Source organism: Acinetobacter higginsii, assembly GCF_000369845.1.
GTDB lineage: Bacteria > Pseudomonadota > Gammaproteobacteria > Pseudomonadales > Moraxellaceae > Acinetobacter > Acinetobacter higginsii.
The window spans coordinates 230,904-248,015 of sequence record NZ_KB850213.1 but is presented as its reverse complement, the minus strand read 5'-3'; the positions used below and the strand labels follow the sequence as shown (position 1 = coordinate 248,015).

The window sequence follows — 17,112 nt, the reverse complement described above, 5'->3', positions numbered from 1 at the left end:
CGCTCATCAAGGCTCCCTTCCTTCACGACATGCTTACATCACTTAACATTTTGGTATAGGCAATTTAAGTTTTGTCGCCTATGATCAAAGCATCACTTTGAAACTGGATCATCCGAGGTCAAGCACATATGGCAAAGCATGCAAGCTCTCCCAGTAAGCGTTTTTTTAAACTGGCTGGCATGACCGCAAGTATTGCCAGCAAAAGTGTTGCCAACTCCATTCGCAATCTCACCGCAGATGAAGAACAAAAAAATGCTGCACGTAGCAAACTGTTCCAAGATATCGGCTTACAGATCGCTGACACCTTAGGCGAAATGAAAGGCGCGGTGATGAAAGTCGGGCAAATTGCATCGCAATATAAAGACATCTTCCCGCCAGAAGTGGCAAAGGCGATTGCCAAACTACAACGCCAAGCGCCTGCCATGCCTTTTGCAGCGATTCAGCAACAAGTTGAAAAAGAGTTAGGCAAACCTTTAAACCAGATTTTTAGCTCTTTTGAGACGGAACCTTTTGCTGCTGCCTCAATTGGTCAAGTGCATCGTGCAGTACTGCCCAATGGACAAGCGGTTGTGGTGAAAGTGCAATATCCTGGGGTGGATCAAGCCTGTGAAAGTGATTTAAAACAGGTTCGTCTGGCTTTACGCTTAATGGGCGTGTTAAAAATTGATAAGAAGCTGCAAGATCAACTGTTTCAGGAAATCCAAGACAGTTTATCTGCCGAACTGAATTATGAAATTGAAGCGCAAAACTTAGAAGTCTTTAAAACCTTCCATGAAAAGCTGGATGATCAAATCATTATCCCAACTGTATATAAAGATTATTCTTCTCGTCGTGTACTCACGCTCAGTCTTGAGCAGGGTGAATCCATCGAAACCGCCAGCACATGGTCGATTGAAACACGTAATCAAATTGGTCGTCGTCTGATTCGTGCTTTAGGGCAGGAAATGTTTTTCTTGAAGCGTTTCCATTGTGACCCACATCCAGGCAATTTTGCTTTCCGTGAAGATGGTAGTGTGATTATTTATGATTATGGCAGTGTCAAAACCCTTTCACCTGAAATCATCCAGCACTTCAAAGCACTGGTGAATGCTGCTCGCCAAGAAGATATTGCTCAGGTCGAAGACCTACTGGTTGAACTACATTCGATTGCTGAGAAACAAAAATTCCCAACTGAATTGTATACGCAATGGATTGAAATCCTGTTGCGTCCATTAAGCACCCATTATGACTTTGCCAAGAACTCATCGCATCACGATGGCATGCTGTTGGTGAAAAAATCCCTGAAATACTGGGATGTGTTTAAACCCTCTCCAGATACCTTGATGGTTAATCGAACCATTTCAGGACATTACTGGAACCTGATTCACCTCAAAGTGCATGACAATCTCAATGATTTATTTGAAGAATTAGTCCCGAACTAAACTTCATAAAAATGCCAATCAGATGATTGGCATTTTTATTTCTTTCATATTCAAACTTTTAACAAATCAAATAGCTTGAGCAAAGTTCTATATCTCATGCTCGCTGATTCATTGTTTACAAATAATTTCCAACAAAACTTGAAAAGAACAAGATTGACGGCATATATTGTTATGTTATAACATTTCCATTAACAATAGGAGTCATTCAAAATGCGTAAAGATATCCATCCTGCTTATCAACAAGTACTGTTTCACGATACCAATGCCGATACCTATTTTTTAATTGGCAGCACACTACAGACCAAACAAACCAAAGAATATCAAGGTCAGGTCTATCCCTATGTGACGCTTGATATTTCCAGTGCTTCACATCCGTTTTATACGGGTGAAGTTCGCCAAGCCAGCAATGAAGGCCGTGTCGCAAGCTTTAACAAACGCTTTGCGCGCTTTAACCGCAAAGCTTAATTTTCATTTAAGTTTCACACATTAGGCTGTAAGCATTAGAAGTCTAAGGCTATCTCTCCTCCACTTAGACTTCTTTTTTTATGTTTAGCTTTCAAGAATCCGGCTTAGCCTGCCCCACCACACCAAATTCAATCGGTGTTTTGACATAAAACAAAGAAATTTCTTTATCGTTCAAATAGTCTAATAATTCCATCGCCTGTTGATTGCTTACCGCAAACTGAATTTGTATGGGTCGATCGGCCAACTCAAAAAAACTGGCGGAATGAAATAAGCCTTGATGATCCACACCTTCCATCCCTGCCAGTACCGTCGCGCCACGCAAATTCATTTGCTTCGCCACTGCCAATAACCATTCACTCATCATTTGTCCCTGATAAGTCCGGTTTTGTGCCGTGTAAAAACTCAGTAAAAATCCATTCATTATCATCACTCCAAAGCTAAGCGGCACTCAGCCATTGATGCAAGCTCATACCTAAAATGGTAAACAGCAATGATCCAATCACATGAATCAAAATTGCTGCGCAGGCATAACCCAATTTACCGCTTTGTAATAAAGCAATAATCTCGGCAGAAAAGGTCGAAAATGTGGTTAATGCACCGCAGAAACCTGTAATCACAAATAGTTTGTAATTTGAACTCAGTGAGCTTTGAGAAAAATAAGAAATTGCAAAACCAATAATAAAGCCACCGACGAAATTAACGGTGACCGTACCTAAAGGAATATTGGGAAAAATTGGATTGAGTTTTAAACCCAGGAACCAACGCAACCATGCGCCGAGTACCGAGCCAAGCGCGATTGAGAGCAAAGGATAATACATGGCTTACTCCACACATCGCGCAGGAGATAAAGCGACATTTAACATGGATAGATCAACGTTTTTTTGATTATTTTTCATCTGCGAACTCCAAAATGGGAACAGAGCACGCACGAACCTACGCCCCCTGTTCAGGGTAACGTAGGCATCATTAGCCACAGTGGCGGTTTGTAATAGGAGGAATGCCATCTCCTTTGTTCTAAAATAACATAATTTTTAGACAACTCAACTGCTGTTTTGAGCTATAAATCAAGTGTGTATAAATATAAAGTTATCCACAATTTATGTCGTCCGAGATAAAACTTGCTCACCAAGCACGGTAAAATCCAGTTCAGGAACCACAAAAGCAAACGCTTCAGCATCCTCATCTAAACCGAATTGTTGCAACAATTGAGGGGCGTTTAAGCTCAGAATCTCAGCAGCTTGAATCTGCTGAAACTGTACAGGCATCTGAATATCGCCCTGCGACATTCGAGCCGGTTGGTCAACCCATTCCGCCCATGCATGGTCTTGATCGACCAAGAACTGAACTGCTTCATCCCAAGACGGAAATAATGTTTGCCATGTAACAGGTAACTGTTTTTCCGTTGTGATCTGCACTTCACTCTTCAAAGAATAATCTTGATCAAGGCAAATTTCGGTTTGAATGGCTTGTTGGTTGCGCTGGTGCTGAAAAATCGCTGCATATTGTGCAGGCATCACATCGCTGGCCAGACGACCACCTGAAACATACAGTACTTGATCAACCACGACCTGCTCAAAGATCACGGTCTTGGGCTGTGAATCATCCAGATAAAAGCGCCAGTTGCTTTGTTTGGGTGAAGGCAAGAACTGACGTAATTTACCCAAGAAACTGAATCCAAAATGCTGATGCTGATAAGTCAAAATGGTAAAAATGGTTTTCCCATCTTTTTCCCATAAGGGTACTTCTTTCGGATAGCGCAGACGTACTTGCTCAACATCAACCAACCAAGACAAGTACACCACATTGCTGACCTGACTCTGCAAGCGCATAAAAGGCAATATGCGCATCATCAAACGGCGGAGTTGTAACAGCAAACTACAACTTAAAATAGGGGCTAAAAGTCGAAGTATAGCGTTGGATATTGATAACTTTAAACGATGTCTATTCATTATTATTCAATAGATTAATACTCTGTTTGAGCATAAACCGCTGACTGTGTTACGTCCAGTTCAAATCGCGTCCAGCTTCTATTCTGCATTTTCAATGTTATGATGCTTGCCATTGATTCAATCAACATGGAATTTTAAAAATGGCTCAAAGCTTATTGGCACAACTGAAAGATGGCTCGGCAAAATTTGCAGATGTATTGGCATTTATCGAAGCACGTTATCAACATACTCCAACTGCCTTTCAGAATGGTGCACAATCGAATGCTGCGACTGAAAACCAAGGCAGCGCCAAAGTACTCAGCTTTGCCAAAATTGAAGGCTTGAATCAAGCAGATACGCTCAGTTTATTTGCAGAGCATTATGCGTCTGTATTGGCAACGCCAGAAGCCACTGACCATCAAAATATCCGCCAGTTTATGCAACATGGCTGGGATGGCGTGAAATTTGAAGCTGAAGCACTCTCTGCAAAATAAGAAAAAGGAGGCGAAAAGCCTCCTTTTTTATTGCTTTTATTCAAGGACTAGGGTCTTGTCAATTTCCGCAAGTCGGTGCTTAAACTATAAAAATCCCCGCCCATTTTGCCCACACTCTGAAGTTGCTGTTGATCAATCATCTGCCCATCCCAGAGTCGATCATCAACATAAATCGATTTCACATCCAACAAAGCTACTGTTCCACCTAATGGAAGCGTACTCAGTTGAATGATTTCCCTTAACTGGCATTCATAACGCACAGGCGCATGCTTTACCGCCAAGGCTGCGACCGCATGACTCGGTTCAGACTCAATCTGTGCAAAATCAAATTCACTTTGCTCTGATGGCAATAAAGCACAGGATAAATTCATCTTTTCCAGTAAGGCTGTATTGGCAATATGCACGACACATTCTCGTGTATCAATCAAATTACGAATGGTATCTTTATCCTGCCCATTTCTTGGATTGACCTGCGAATACCATAAAATGGGTGGATTACAGCTGGCAACATTAAAGAAGGAATAAGGAGCAATATTGGCAATCCCATCTGCCGACAGAGTACTGATCCATGCGATCGGTCGAGGGCTAATCCCCCCAACCAACAAGCGATAGATTTCATTGGCATCTAAATCAGACGTTTCAAAAATCATGAGAACAACACGTCCAATTTAGGGACGTTCAGCATATTGCGGTAAATCATCGGCAATACAATCCCATTCGGCTTTAGAAGCCGCAAAAATATGCATACTTGGTTTCTGCTGCAAAGGTGTATCTAAAGTCCCGATTCTTAAGCGATAAAGCTCAGGCTGTGCATCGCGCGAACTGATCAGTGGAGAGCCACATGCACCACAGAACCAGCGATACACGCCCGATGCAGCAAACTTTTTAACCAACTCTTCACCCTGAATAATTTTAAAAGCTGCACTGCTAATCGGTGCATTGGTCGCATAAGCCGTGCCATTGGCTTTTCGGCAACGCTGACAATGGCATTGTATGATCTCACCGATTTCACCATGAATCTCATAATGAATCCCATCACATAAACAACTGCCACGATATACAGATGAAGCTTGAGACATATCCCTATTCCTGATGAACATTTACTCAAAACTAGCATTTTTAAATGCTGAATCACAAGGCAAATCTGCTCAAGAAATATGACCAGATTTAAGAGGAATCACAAAGCCTTTTTCAACTCAACTGATCAAGGCAGTAAATGCGCCAATGATTAAAATATAGAACAGGATAGGCAATCCTAAAAACCAAAATTTTGCCCATCTATTGGTAGGAAACACTTGGGTAGCCCCACGGTAACTCACCCAACACGATAAGAATAAAAATGGAACGGGAATAAAGCCTAAAAATGTAGATTGATTATAGGCTTCAATATAATTTGAATATAAAAATGTTTGGATTGCCGTTGTAATCACAATCGGCAATACAAAGACCAAGGATTGCAATACATACACATGTCGGGCAAGTTGTGGATCAGCCTCTTTTGCGCCTGAAAACTGCAATCTTTTTTTATACCACCAGCCTTGTACCAACCACGCAATCGCTGCTGAAATAATTCCTATACCCAACACCCATAACCAGTAACTCAACCAGGATGCTGTAATCCAGTCGATCAATGGCCTAATGCCTCTTGTTTCTGCACTTAATAATTTTTGATCGACTCGATCCATGACCGCAACGATACCAATCAGATAAGCAGCAAAAAGGATACTTTGATGATGATAGTTTTTAGATTGTGAAAAGAATTTTTTCGGTTGGAAAAACAAGCGAAATAAGTTGTTCAGTTGAAATGGTTTGATGATCTCATTGTTTTGTGTTTCCAAAGTCGGCTCAATATTCATATACCCTCTTCATCAATTGATTTAGATTATTTTTATTTAAGTATTTTAGCTTATTTTATCATTTGATAAATATATTAACCCCTTCTGCTGCCGCTCTTCCAGTTGCGAAACAAGCTGTCAATAAATAGCCACCTGTCGGTGCATCCCAATCTAGCATTTCACCACAACAAAACACATATGGATTAGATTGCAATTGCAATTGTGGGGATACAGCAGTTTGCTTCACACCACCGGCACAGCTTATAGCCTCTTCGATTGGACGGAAGCCATCCAAAGGAATACTCAACTGCTTAATTTGCTGAGCCATTTGCTTGGCATCTGACCATAAGCTTTTTTCGACAATTTCTCGGAGTAGATTAATTTTGACAGTGTCCAAACCTGCTTTACGCCAGAGATTGGTCAAAGACTGCTTTTTATTGCCCTGTAATTTCTTTTCTAATTGATCAATGCTGACATCAGGTAGTAGGTCCAGATGTAATTGTAAACGCCGTTTTTGGGCAAGCTGTGCTCTGAGATCACGACCCAGTTTATAAATCACGCCACTCTCAAAGCCGTAATGAGTAATGATGATATCACCATGGCTGTGCTGTTCGGATTGCACCCATGCATTAACACGCTTCAACGGCTGACCGAAACACACCTGCATGAACGGCGACCATGTTTTCAGCACACCTGCATTACTGGCTTGGAAAGGCTCAATCTCGCTTGAAGCCAACCATTGCTGCCATGCACCATCACTGCCTAACTGCGACCATGATACTGCACCACAGGCCAAAATAATCGCATCATAAGTTGCACTAAAGCGCTGGGTTTGGTTCTCAATCGTGAGTTGATTTTCAGATAAATCCACACAACGATGACGATAGTGGAACTTCACCCCATCGGCCATTAAGCGTTTTAACCATGCACGAAGTAAGGGGGCAGCTTTCATTTCAATCGGGAAAATTCGACCAGAGCTACCGATATAAGATTCAATACCAAGTCCTTGCATCCAGTTCTGAATCCACTGCGCATCCCATTGCTTCACCCAAGGCCCCAACCATGCCGCATGGTCATAGCGCTGTATAAACCTATCGACAGGCTCAGCATGTGAAATGTTTAAACCTGTTTTACCCGCCATTAAAAACTTACGTGCTGCGGAAGGTTTCTGTTCAAACACGTCAATTTCATAATCATATTGGCTCAGTACTTCAGCAGCCATTAAACCTGCTGGACCCGCACCAATAATCGCAACACGCTTAGACATCAGCTTGCTCTTGTGCCTTTTGACCTTGCAAAGGTGCAAAATCATCAAAGCGAGTGCGATACCCTTCAGGCTTGCGAATGATGAGTTGTTGGCACAACTCACCACGCTCTAAGTATTTGATTTCAAAATGTGTTCGGGCAGAATCTGCTGCAATTTTTTGTTTTTCATGCGGCAGCTTCCACAATTCAATCAATTGTTGTTCTGCTTCATCAATATATTCAGAAATGTTACTCGCCAAAGTAATTGTGCCATTCGGCTGAAGACGAGAGAGTAGAAACTCGAAGAATGGCATATTCAGCCAACGCTGCGCTGGATTATGCGGTTCTGGATTCGGATAGAGAATGAAAAATTGTTCGACTTGTGCAGGGAACAAGGCATGTACCACCCACGGCAATGCATCGGCATGAATCGGATTTAAATGTTCGCGCGGCTCTAATTGGTGCTGCTTTTGCATCGCCACAAATTTTTCTTTGGTTCGTTCAATTGCATACAACGTGGTGTGCGGATTTTGCCCGGTAAACAACAAGGCGTGCTTGCCTTTTCCTGCCCCAATTTCAACGCAGATCGGCGTATTGGGAATGGCAATAAAATCACGAGGGGCTTGCATACGTTGTGCTTGAAATTGACGAATCGACATAATCTCATCAAACTATCTAGAAATCGGCATAAGTCTAACAACTCACCTTACTTTTGCCTAATCTATTTGTTCTATGTTTTAGGAATTTTCTATGCCACGTACATTCCCCTGCCCGCGTTGCGGTGAAGCCAGCACTTGGGAAGGTAATCAATTTCGTCCTTTCTGTTCGGAACGCTGTAAGTTGATTGATCTCGGTGCTTGGGCCAGTGATGAATACAAACTCCCGACTCAGGATGCGCCACAAGCAGATCAAAAACGCAATGAAGATGATTATGAAGATTAATCATCTTCATTCTTTCAACCATTAGAAAGTTTTCCTCCAATCCAGATTGATGCATTTTAATAAAAATTTACATATTTCAGATATGTGAATTACATCACAGTAATTTACTTTTTTTTGACCTTGTGCAAATCTTAATTCAAACATTGTAATGAATAAAAATAGCAAATAACTCACGACAACTTATATCTCATACTGATCCAACCTTAATCAAAATTTTATAGGGGTCAGTTTGTTTAATAAAAATATTTAGACTTACTAGGATGTAATAATGAATCAATCTATTCCTTACCAGCTCAGGGTTTTAGCGACCCAAATTGATCCAAATCTAGATGCAAATTGGCAACTCAGTTTACAAACACTTTTTTCTATTTGCTCTGTTGAAGACCGTGAGAATATCTGCCAACAGATTTTGCAACTCAAGAAGATTCACTGGAACCGAAAAGAACACAGTTTCTCTTATCTTGCCAAGCATGACATCCATCTATTGGCAGAAAAAATTCAAGATGCACCGATTAAAGTTTTAGTCAGAAGCATTGCCAATTCTTTGGAAAAATTAAAACAATACCAAGATATTTATGCCATCTCCGACTATTTAGAAAACATGCTCGGTCAGATTAACCGCATCAATACTGAAAATGATTTTGATCTACAAGAACAGAAAAAACAGGTGTTAAAAGAATTTATCTATGCCTCTGCACAGATCATTTTGCAGAAAGAAATTATTCAATTACCCGCCAATCAAAGACATATCAATACGGATGTCATCAAGACCTTTATTACTGAAGTATTTTTAAAACAACAGCTACTCAAATATTCCTTTAATATTATTCGTTCTCATCAGTTACGTGAAGAAAAGCCACATATTCTTAAATATTTTTTATACCAACAGCAAAAAACAAAACAGCTTGATATTGTTAAAACGTCTCAATATATCTTTGCACTCGCACCGAGCAAAGAAGGTATGACAAATACTTTTTCGATTCGACGCTTTTTGCAGGAAGAAAAATTTGAAGCCTGTGAAAATATTTACTTCAATGCCGCTTTTTTGGCTTTAGACCAAATCGAAGATGAATCACAGCATCAGCAATTCCGATGGCAAATGAATCACATCATTACGATTGATAAACAAGTCAATCACTATATCTCTGATATTGTTCGTCATATCGAGCTTTATGCCAATAAAACCCTGATTCCCTTTTTGATGGAACCGCTCAATCCCCACGGCGTCTTTATTGAAAAGTTGGTTGAACAACGGTTGATTGATTTTGAGCAAAAGCTCTGTCGCAATATTCTAGAACCCATTGCAGATGCGTTAAAACATGCGGTACATCATAGTGATGAATGCCATTATCTCTACATTAGCGTTAAACAAACCTTAGATGATCTGATCAGCCATTTTATTGCCTTTCAATCACAACCTTCAATTATCTTAAATAAACAGGTCAATCTATTTATCGCGCGACTTAAATCCTACGCCACCTTATTGCAAAAACGCCATAGCGATGTATTTACCGTGTTTTCTTATGATGACTGGAAAAAGCACCATACAGCAGCATTAGAGCCGACCAATATTCTCAAAGACTTAAGCATTAGTTGTTTGCAAGAATATAAAGATGCATTTTCAGAGTTAAAAGAGAATCAGCGTCAACTGAAACAAAGTGTGTCTTTTCTCAGTAAGCTACTGAATAAACCACAGAAAATAAAAGATAATATTATTAAGTTAAAAGAGAAAACCTCACAAATCAAAAAACATGCCCATCAGGAAATTATTCGTATCCAACGACGTTTTCCTTCCTTGATCGTGTATTTAGAATTTGAATCACTGATTTCAATCAATCATAAAGAACGGCATTATGCCTTCCCGACAGGAGACAATGGTATTACCCGTCTACCAATTTTGATTCAGATCCCAGAAGATAAAGCATCTTTTGATTTACAAAGTATTTGTAATAGTTTGAATTTTGATTTGAACTTAGCCAATCAAAAATGGCTAGAAAGCATTTAGTCAGCAATAAAACAGGCTGAGCCTGTGTATAAACACTGATTTATACACAGGCTCAATACCGAATCAACCCGCTTTGCTTGCCACAAAAGGATTGAATTGCTTTTCATAACCGATGGTGCTCATAGGTCCATGACCTGAGATAAATTGCGTTTCATCTGGCAGGCTAAAGCATTCGCGTTGAATCGAATCTAACAGCTGCTGGTGGTTGCCTTTTGGGAAATCTGTACGCCCAATCGAACCCTTAAACAGTACGTCACCCGTCCACAACAAGCCATGCTTGGCGTTATAGAACATCACATGTCCTGGGGTATGACCTGGCGCAAAACGGACTTCAAACTCATCCTCACCCAGCTTTAATAGTTCGCCACCTTCAAGCCATTGATCAACTTTTACAGGCTGTGGAATTGGGAAACCGTAACGCGCTGAGACTTCCTGAATCATATCCAACCAGAACTGATCTTCTTTGTGCGGGCCAATCACAGGGATCTTCCACGCTTCAGCCAACTCACCGACTGCACCTGCATGATCCAAATGTCCATGGGTCAACCATAGTGCTTTCACTTTTAAGCCCAAGGCTTCTACTTCTTTTTTAAGTACCGCAGCATCACCACCCGCATCAATCAAAATCGCTTCTTTGCTTTCACTGTCCCACAGGATTGAGCAGTTTTGGGCAAATGCAGTAACAGGGACAATTTTGACTTGTAGCATAGAAACCTCTGGCGAAATAAAGCGTCGATTTAACGATGGGCTAAGGTATGAGTGAGTGCATCAAGATTAGCCTGAACCAGACTGGCAAGCAAATCTATATGCGCCTGATCTGCATTCAAGGCAGAAATATAGGCATAGTCACCACCACCTGCATGCTGGAAAATTTCTTTATTTTGCATTGCCAACTCTTCCAGCGTTTCCAAACAATCAGCTGAAAATGCAGGGCTAATGACCTGTACGGACTGTACTTTTTGCTCACCCCATTGTTGTAATAGCTGGTCGGTATACGGTTTAACCCACTCTTGCTTACCAAATCTTGACTGGAAGCTAATCGCCCATTCATGCTCTTGTAAATGTAGCGCATCTGCAACCAAACGCGCGGTCATTCGACAACGATCGGCATAAGGATCACCTTTATCTGCATAAGGCTGTGGAATACCATGGAACGACATGAGTAATTTTTCAGCTTTACCATGCTGTAATTGGTAATTTAATACGCTATCTACCAAGGCCTGAATAAACAGAGGATGCTGATAATAATCCTTAATCAGGGTAATACCAGGCAAGTGGCGCTGCTGTGGAATCCATTTGGCGAAGGCATCGTATAAAGGTGCAGTTGAGGTCGCAGAATATTGTGGGAACAGTGGTAATAAAATGACATGCTCTTGTGGTGTTTGCGCCAGTTGATCAAGTACATCATGAATACTGGGTTGACCATAGGTCATTGCAGGGACAACGCTAAGCTCAAACTGATGATTTTCATCTTGTAGACGCTGCTTAATCAGCAGTGTTTGTTCCAATACAATTTCACGCATTGGCGAGTCATTTGACCAAACCGAAGCATAGGCTTCAGCCACTCGTTTTGGACGGAAGGTCAGGACAAATAAGTGCAGGATGATCCACCAAATCAACTTTGGAATTTCAATCACACGTGTATCTGACAAAAATTGCTTTAGAAAGCGTCTTACTGCTGGCACAGTAGCTGCATCAGGTGTACCAAGATTGGCCAGAATCACAGTCACTTTTGGTTTTTGTGTTGCTAACATAGACCGCATCCGCTTTTCATTGAGTTCATTCAATTACTTTAGCAGTTTTAAGGCTTTTTTCTAAATTGGATTAATGCATGGTCTTAAATTGAAAAACCCGATTACTGTCCAAAACATTACTTTCCAATAATTTCTGCCCTTTTGCTGTCAGTTGCCACAGCATACGCTGACGATCATCGCGTCCTGTCGGCATGATCCATTCATTTTGACGCATCTGTAATTTAATTTCATGCAATGCCCGAATATTGACTTGAGCACGAGAAACCGCATGTGCTCTTGGCATCTCTTTGCGTGCATCCTCCAAACCCGTTTCATTTAGATATTCATTCATGCGTTTAGAAAAATATTCTTCAGGTGTTGGAATGACAAAAGCCGAGCCCAAAACATTCAGTAATTGTGCCCACGTCATTTTACGATGCGGTTTAACTTCTTTGAAATTACCATCTTGATAAGCATGCATGCGGTACTCAAAAGAATACAGTTCATGCATCGAAACTTTAGCAACATTGGTCAATGGATCTGTTTCACGATTACCGAGCTCTGTTTCCAGCTGTTTGACTTTGGCTCGCAATGCATCAATTTCATCACGTAGTACCTGTGTGTTTTGCGGACGCACCCAACCCACGACAGGATAACGCTCTAACATCTGCGGCATACTTGAACGCACTGCCAACTCTAAATCTCTTAATGTTCGATAACAAAAGACTTGGTCAACTTCATGTTGAAGCTGCTTTCTAAACTCTTTAAATTTTTCTTTTAACTCAGATTTATGATCATGCAATTTTGTATCACGCGATTCAGGATCTTCATGCATAAATACAATGACTGGCTTCTGTTTGGTCATGGCATAAATATATTCCAAATGCATATAACCGACACCTGAAACCGACTGCTCGCCATATTGGCTACCCAACAGAATCACCACATAATCACAATCATCAATTTGACGACGTGCAATCGAGGTACTTAAAGGCGTACGTTGCTCTAAACCCCAAGACAGGAATCCCATTCCCACAAGAGTTTGTGCCAAAACCGCTCGCTCTGGTTGCATTTCATTGCCAGAGGTAGAAATAAAGACTTGATAACGAGTATCTTGCATAGGCGAAGCCCCAATTCATTTATCAATAATATCAAGTATGCATCTTGATTTTTATTAACAGCTAACCCCAATAAAATATATAAAACTGGCTCAATTTAGATATGAGAAACACCTAGATCGTCCAAATTTCTAACTTTCCATGTTAATTGTTCTGGTATAAGGTGCTGAAGGACTGATTGCAGTGCGACAGCATTGTTACCACTGACATAACATTCAATACGTGTAATATTATGACGCAATTTGTCACATAATAACCCATTTTTAATTAAAATATAGGTTGTTTGTCGTGCAACCGCTTGTCCAGAATCAATTAATTTTAATTTTTCTGCAAAAATCTGATGAATCGCTTGTTTTAGAAATGGATAGTGCGTGCATCCCAACACTAAATAATCGGCCCCCTGCTCAACCACAGGTTGAAGTATCTGTTGCAAGACATTTAAACACGCCTGACTCATCTCCTGACCGGCTTCTACAAACGGCACCAAGTCTAAATTCGTCACTGTTAAAACATTAACCCCAGCAGGCTCCGCAAATTTAGAGATGACATCTTTAATCAACTGACCGCGAAAGGTTGCAGGTGTCGCCAGTACTGCTACAACTTTTGACTGGGTTTGGATCACTGCTGGTTTCAATGCAGGCACTAAACCAACAATTGGAAATCGTTCACCATAATGGTCACGTAAATAATCCAAGCTAAATGCCGAAGCTGTATTACATGCGACTACCGCAATTTTGCAACCTTGACGATACAGCCATTCAATCGCTTGAGCCGTGAGCTGGCGAATTTCCTGATCGCTACGTGCCCCATACGGGACATGTGCTGTATCTGCATAGTAGATAATCCGCTCATTGGGTAAATGTTGGGCAATCTCCTGCGCGACCGACAATCCACCTACCCCTGAATCAAAAACACCAATAGGCGCATCTGCTGATGCGTGTGGCATAGGATTGAGTAAAAGAGGCATCGATTGAACAGCTGTCATACACATTTAGGCATTGGTTTATTCGCTCTTTTAAGCTTAAACCTCAGGTGCTCAAATGCAAGACCAAATCACCACTTTTTAGTGTTAAAACCGTCTCGCCCTGCGCATTTTCAGACAAACTGCCGTAGTTCACGAGATGATAAAAACTCTGACGTTGAATCAAGGCATTCATACCAAAGCGAACATGTACATAGGGCCTTAACTCACCGTCATATTCACGCATAAAAATGGGATGTTGCTCATCAACAATCACCACATCCTGATTGATCGTCGTCAGCTGCAAATAGGTTTTACCTTCGATTTCCACCTGATCTGCCTGATTAACGAGCAAAGGCTCATCTTCGACTTCAATTTCAATCTGTTCAACTGGGGTTTTAAGATAGAATTTGCCGTCTTCTTTCCACAAGATTTTGCTAAACAGGTCGAGTAGCGCTTGTCGTTTGACCAATTGACCTTCGTGCCACCATTCGCCATTGGCTTTTATGCGTAGATCCATTTTGCCGCAATGCTTTGGATGCCACTGGTCCAATGGGGGAATTGACCTTTTGTGACTTTGCTGTACATCTTTTATGTATTGTGCAATGTCGATTAAGTTTTTATCATCAGAAAACATGATTTTTCCCTGATTTTCTAAAGGGTTTTGTGGAGAATCATTTTCATTTATCATAGTTTATGCCTTGATGACGAGAAAATATGACCGCTCAGCCAATTGGCGAGACCAAGGTTTAAAACTATACTAGCCCAAACGTTTGCGAGCACATACTATCATTTGTGTTCGGCAATTCAGAACACTCATGGCAGCACCGAATCGCAATATTACGGTTGCCACCCTTAAAAATATGAGGAGTCCTACATGGAACACATCGAACGTGAAGCGATGGAGTTTGACGTAGTGATCGTTGGCGCAGGACCTTCGGGTTTATCTGCTGCGATTAAAATTCGTCAATTAGCGATTGAAAACAACCTGCCTGATCTTTCTGTATGTGTTGTTGAAAAAGGCTCTGAAGTAGGTGCGCATATCCTTTCTGGTGCTGTACTTGAACCACGTGCCATGAATGAATTGTTTCCAAACTGGAAAGAAGACGGTGCACCTCTCAATGTACCTGTAACAGGTGACGAAACCTATTTCCTCACCTCTGAAAGCAATTCACAAAAAATGCCATATTGGATGGTACCGAAATCAATGCACAACGAAGGAAACTATGTCGTTTCTTTAGGTAATGTAGTGCGTTGGTTAGGTCAAAAAGCCGAAGAACTTGAAGTTTCAATCTTCCCGGGCTTTGCTGCTGCTGAAGTGCTTTACCATGAAGATGGTACGGTAAAAGGCATCCAAACAGGTGATATGGGCATTGGCAAAAATGGTGAGCCAACCCATAACTTCACGCCTGGCTATGAACTGCATGCCAAATATACCTTATTCGCTGAAGGCTGCCGTGGTCACCTCGGTAAGCGCCTGATTGCAAAATTTAATCTCGACAAAGATGCTGATCCACAACATTACGGGATCGGAATCAAAGAACTTTGGGAAATCGACCCTGCGAAACACAAGCCAGGCTTAGTGATGCATGGTGCTGGTTGGCCTTTGTCTGAAACAGGTTCTTCTGGCGGTTGGTGGTTATACCACGCTGAAAATAACCAAGTCACTTTGGGTATGATCGTCGATTTATCTTATGAAAATCCGCACATGTACCCATTCATGGAAATGCAACGTTGGAAAACACATCCAACCATTAAGCAATTCCTTGAAGGCGGCAAACGTATTTCTTACGGCGCACGTGCAGTCGTCAAAGGTGGTTTTAACGCTTTACCTAAATTGACCTTCCCAGGCGGTTGCTTGATTGGTGATGATGCTGGTTTCTTGAACTTCGCAAAAATCAAAGGCTCTCACACAGCAATGAAATCAGGTATGTTGTGCGGTGAAGCAGTCTTTGAAGCGATTGCGGCGGGTGTTGCCAAAGGTGGTGATCTTGCGATTGCACGCGTACTCGAAGGCGACGACCATTTCGACAAAGAGCTGACCGCTTATACTGACAAATATAACAATTCTTGGTTAAAAGAAGAGTTATATCGTTCACGCAACTTTGGTCCAGCGATGCACAAGTTTGGTCAATGGGTGGGTGGTGCATTTAACTTTATCGATCAAAACATCTTTAAAGTGCCATTCACTTTGCATGATCTTAAACAAGACTTTGCCGTGCTTAAAACAGTGGATGCGTCAACGTTTAAGCCAAACTATCCAAAACCAGATGGCAAGTTAACTTTTGACCGTTTATCTTCTGTATTCGTATCCAATACCGTACATGAAGAAAACCAGCCTGCTCATTTGAAGTTAACTGACCCTTCAATTCCAGTGAACGTGAACTTACCGAAATGGGATGAGCCAGCTCAACGCTACTGCCCTGCTGGTGTTTATGAAATCATGGAAAATGATGATGGTTCTAAACGCTTCCAGATCAACGCAGCCAACTGTGTACACTGTAAGACTTGTGATATCAAAGACCCATCACAGAACATTACGTGGGTAACGCCTGAAGGTGGCGGTGGTCCGAACTATCCGAATATGTAATTCCTTGCGACCCACTAAGACGCTGTCTTGGTGGGTTTTATCTTTGTGGACTTTAGCTACTTCAATATTCAAATATATTTTCAGCATCGGATATAACAAACAGACAAGGTCTGAAATAAAAAATAAATATTTATAAAATCGGCACCATCTGATTAAATTTAGTGCATAAAACGTAAATTAATTAAAATCTCAATATGATAATTTCAAACCTTAAAATAATTTTAAAGGTTAAAGATGAATAATTTTAAGAAGTGTATATTTTTACCATTTATAGCTTTATGCTCTTTTCATACTTATGCAGCTAATTCTCCATTAGCCCAAGAATTAAAAGCACAAGCGAATGTACAGAATATTATTATATGTCTACGGATGAAA

19 protein-coding genes and 1 riboswitch are annotated in these 17,112 nt (G+C 41.1%); of the genes, 6 read left to right on the top strand and 13 right to left on the bottom strand.

Translation table 11 applies throughout. The features are described from left to right. Positions 1-128: 128 nt before the first annotated feature. On the top strand, positions 129-1,421 hold the full coding sequence (locus F885_RS12815) for an ABC1 kinase family protein (RefSeq protein WP_004802440.1): 1,293 nt from the start codon (positions 129-131) through the stop codon (positions 1,419-1,421). A 210-nt stretch (positions 1,422-1,631) separates the two neighbouring features. Continuing rightward, entirely contained in the window at positions 1,632-1,886 is a 255-nt protein-coding gene (locus F885_RS12820) for a type B 50S ribosomal protein L31 (RefSeq protein ID WP_004802437.1), read from the top strand. A gap of 91 nt (positions 1,887-1,977) precedes the next feature. On the opposite strand, the gene F885_RS12825 is transcribed toward F885_RS12820, so the two are convergent. The 3 genes from F885_RS12825 to F885_RS12835 form a co-directional block, all read right to left on the bottom strand. Beyond that, positions 1,978-2,307 carry a DUF190 domain-containing protein gene (locus tag F885_RS12825; protein WP_005315087.1) on the bottom strand — a complete coding sequence of 110 codons (330 nt, stop codon included), beginning with the start codon at positions 2,305-2,307 and terminating at the stop codon, positions 1,978-1,980. A gap of 16 nt (positions 2,308-2,323) precedes the next feature. Further along, the gene (crcB, locus tag F885_RS12830) at positions 2,324-2,704 is read right to left on the bottom strand and encodes a fluoride efflux transporter CrcB (protein WP_005315084.1); all 381 of its coding nucleotides are present in this window, start codon (positions 2,702-2,704) and stop codon (positions 2,324-2,326) included. 132 nt (positions 2,705-2,836) lie between these two features. Beyond that, a riboswitch (Fluoride riboswitch) is annotated at positions 2,837-2,903 on the bottom strand. A gap of 80 nt (positions 2,904-2,983) precedes the next feature. Further along, positions 2,984-3,835, bottom strand: a complete 852-nt coding sequence (locus tag F885_RS12835) for a DUF2071 domain-containing protein (protein ID WP_005315082.1) — start codon at positions 3,833-3,835, stop codon at positions 2,984-2,986. Positions 3,836-3,975: 140 nt separating this feature from the next. Here F885_RS12835 and F885_RS12840 point away from each other — a divergent pair, with 140 nt between their 5' ends. Further along, positions 3,976-4,308 (top strand): HopJ type III effector protein, encoded by a 333-nt coding sequence (locus tag F885_RS12840; protein WP_004802427.1) that lies wholly within the window; start codon positions 3,976-3,978, stop codon positions 4,306-4,308. A gap of 47 nt (positions 4,309-4,355) precedes the next feature. On the opposite strand, the gene F885_RS12845 is transcribed toward F885_RS12840, so the two are convergent. From F885_RS12845 to F885_RS12865, 5 genes are all read right to left on the bottom strand, one after another. Then, positions 4,356-4,958, bottom strand: coding sequence for a flavin reductase family protein (locus F885_RS12845; protein ID WP_005315080.1), 603 nt, complete (start codon positions 4,956-4,958; stop codon positions 4,356-4,358). An 18-nt stretch (positions 4,959-4,976) separates the two neighbouring features. Beyond that, positions 4,977-5,387, bottom strand: a complete 411-nt coding sequence (locus tag F885_RS12850; RefSeq protein ID WP_005315077.1) for a GFA family protein — start codon at positions 5,385-5,387, stop codon at positions 4,977-4,979. A gap of 117 nt (positions 5,388-5,504) precedes the next feature. Continuing rightward, positions 5,505-6,164 carry a hypothetical protein gene (locus F885_RS12855; RefSeq protein WP_005315075.1) on the bottom strand — a complete coding sequence of 220 codons (660 nt, stop codon included), beginning with the start codon at positions 6,162-6,164 and terminating at the stop codon, positions 5,505-5,507. A gap of 58 nt (positions 6,165-6,222) precedes the next feature. Beyond that, the gene (locus F885_RS12860) at positions 6,223-7,410 is read right to left on the bottom strand and encodes a TIGR03862 family flavoprotein (protein WP_005315073.1); all 1,188 of its coding nucleotides are present in this window, start codon (positions 7,408-7,410) and stop codon (positions 6,223-6,225) included. Beyond that, the gene (locus F885_RS12865) at positions 7,403-8,047 is read right to left on the bottom strand and encodes a class I SAM-dependent methyltransferase (RefSeq protein WP_005315071.1); all 645 of its coding nucleotides are present in this window, start codon (positions 8,045-8,047) and stop codon (positions 7,403-7,405) included. The genes F885_RS12860 and F885_RS12865 overlap by 8 nt, the downstream gene beginning before the upstream one ends. 91 nt (positions 8,048-8,138) lie before the next feature. Between F885_RS12865 and F885_RS12870 the strand changes: the two genes are divergently transcribed. Beyond that, positions 8,139-8,330, top strand: a complete 192-nt coding sequence (locus tag F885_RS12870) for a DNA gyrase inhibitor YacG (RefSeq protein ID WP_004802417.1) — start codon at positions 8,139-8,141, stop codon at positions 8,328-8,330. A 268-nt stretch (positions 8,331-8,598) separates the two neighbouring features. Continuing rightward, positions 8,599-10,335 carry a hypothetical protein gene (locus tag F885_RS12875; protein ID WP_005315069.1) on the top strand — a complete coding sequence of 579 codons (1,737 nt, stop codon included), beginning with the start codon at positions 8,599-8,601 and terminating at the stop codon, positions 10,333-10,335. Between the two features lie 63 nt (positions 10,336-10,398). On the opposite strand, the gene F885_RS12880 is transcribed toward F885_RS12875, so the two are convergent. From F885_RS12880 to F885_RS12900, 5 genes are all read right to left on the bottom strand, one after another. Continuing rightward, positions 10,399-11,043, bottom strand: a complete 645-nt coding sequence (locus tag F885_RS12880) for an MBL fold metallo-hydrolase (RefSeq protein ID WP_005315067.1) — start codon at positions 11,041-11,043, stop codon at positions 10,399-10,401. 29 nt (positions 11,044-11,072) lie between these two features. After that, entirely contained in the window at positions 11,073-12,089 is a 1,017-nt protein-coding gene (gene hemH, locus F885_RS12885) for a ferrochelatase (RefSeq protein WP_005315065.1), read from the bottom strand. Positions 12,090-12,159: 70 nt separating this feature from the next. Further along, complete coding sequence (locus F885_RS12890) at positions 12,160-13,188, bottom strand: DUF4062 domain-containing protein (protein WP_004802409.1); 1,029 nt, start codon at positions 13,186-13,188, stop codon at positions 12,160-12,162. A gap of 95 nt (positions 13,189-13,283) precedes the next feature. After that, the gene (murI, locus tag F885_RS12895; protein ID WP_005315062.1) at positions 13,284-14,171 is read right to left on the bottom strand and encodes a glutamate racemase; all 888 of its coding nucleotides are present in this window, start codon (positions 14,169-14,171) and stop codon (positions 13,284-13,286) included. Positions 14,172-14,214: 43 nt separating this feature from the next. After that, positions 14,215-14,838: a DUF1285 domain-containing protein gene (locus F885_RS12900; protein WP_005315060.1), complete on the bottom strand. Its 624-nt coding sequence runs from the start codon at positions 14,836-14,838 to the stop codon at positions 14,215-14,217. Positions 14,839-15,024: 186 nt separating this feature from the next. Here F885_RS12900 and F885_RS12905 point away from each other — a divergent pair, with 186 nt between their 5' ends. Then, entirely contained in the window at positions 15,025-16,737 is a 1,713-nt protein-coding gene (locus tag F885_RS12905) for an electron transfer flavoprotein-ubiquinone oxidoreductase (protein WP_005315055.1), read from the top strand. Positions 16,738-17,112 lie beyond the last annotated feature (375 nt).

Bases quoted from the DNA above. Each gene is read 5' to 3' on its own strand.
- F885_RS12890 (WP_004802409.1), bottom strand. From the start codon at position 13,188: ATGCAAGATACTCGTTATCAAGTCTTTATTTCTACCTCTGGCAATGAA.
- F885_RS12900 (WP_005315060.1), bottom strand. From the start codon at position 14,838: ATGATAAATGAAAATGATTCTCCACAAAACCCTTTAGAAAATCAGGGA.
- F885_RS12835 (WP_005315082.1), bottom strand. From the start codon at position 3,835: ATGAATAGACATCGTTTAAAGTTATCAATATCCAACGCTATACTTCGA.
- F885_RS12905 (WP_005315055.1), top strand. From the start codon at position 15,025: ATGGAACACATCGAACGTGAAGCGATGGAGTTTGACGTAGTGATCGTT.
- F885_RS12850 (WP_005315077.1), bottom strand. From the start codon at position 5,387: ATGTCTCAAGCTTCATCTGTATATCGTGGCAGTTGTTTATGTGATGGG.
- F885_RS12855 (WP_005315075.1), bottom strand. From the start codon at position 6,164: ATGAATATTGAGCCGACTTTGGAAACACAAAACAATGAGATCATCAAA.
- F885_RS12820 (WP_004802437.1), top strand. From the start codon at position 1,632: ATGCGTAAAGATATCCATCCTGCTTATCAACAAGTACTGTTTCACGAT.
- F885_RS12860 (WP_005315073.1), bottom strand. From the start codon at position 7,410: ATGTCTAAGCGTGTTGCGATTATTGGTGCGGGTCCAGCAGGTTTAATG.
- F885_RS12875 (WP_005315069.1), top strand. From the start codon at position 8,599: ATGAATCAATCTATTCCTTACCAGCTCAGGGTTTTAGCGACCCAAATT.
- F885_RS12825 (WP_005315087.1), bottom strand. From the start codon at position 2,307: ATGAATGGATTTTTACTGAGTTTTTACACGGCACAAAACCGGACTTAT.
- murI (WP_005315062.1), bottom strand. From the start codon at position 14,171: ATGACAGCTGTTCAATCGATGCCTCTTTTACTCAATCCTATGCCACAC.
- hemH (WP_005315065.1), bottom strand. From the start codon at position 12,089: ATGTTAGCAACACAAAAACCAAAAGTGACTGTGATTCTGGCCAATCTT.
- F885_RS12840 (WP_004802427.1), top strand. From the start codon at position 3,976: ATGGCTCAAAGCTTATTGGCACAACTGAAAGATGGCTCGGCAAAATTT.
- crcB (WP_005315084.1), bottom strand. From the start codon at position 2,704: ATGTATTATCCTTTGCTCTCAATCGCGCTTGGCTCGGTACTCGGCGCA.
- F885_RS12815 (WP_004802440.1), top strand. From the start codon at position 129: ATGGCAAAGCATGCAAGCTCTCCCAGTAAGCGTTTTTTTAAACTGGCT.
- F885_RS12865 (WP_005315071.1), bottom strand. From the start codon at position 8,047: ATGTCGATTCGTCAATTTCAAGCACAACGTATGCAAGCCCCTCGTGAT.
- F885_RS12870 (WP_004802417.1), top strand. From the start codon at position 8,139: ATGCCACGTACATTCCCCTGCCCGCGTTGCGGTGAAGCCAGCACTTGG.
- F885_RS12880 (WP_005315067.1), bottom strand. From the start codon at position 11,043: ATGCTACAAGTCAAAATTGTCCCTGTTACTGCATTTGCCCAAAACTGC.
- F885_RS12845 (WP_005315080.1), bottom strand. From the start codon at position 4,958: ATGATTTTTGAAACGTCTGATTTAGATGCCAATGAAATCTATCGCTTG.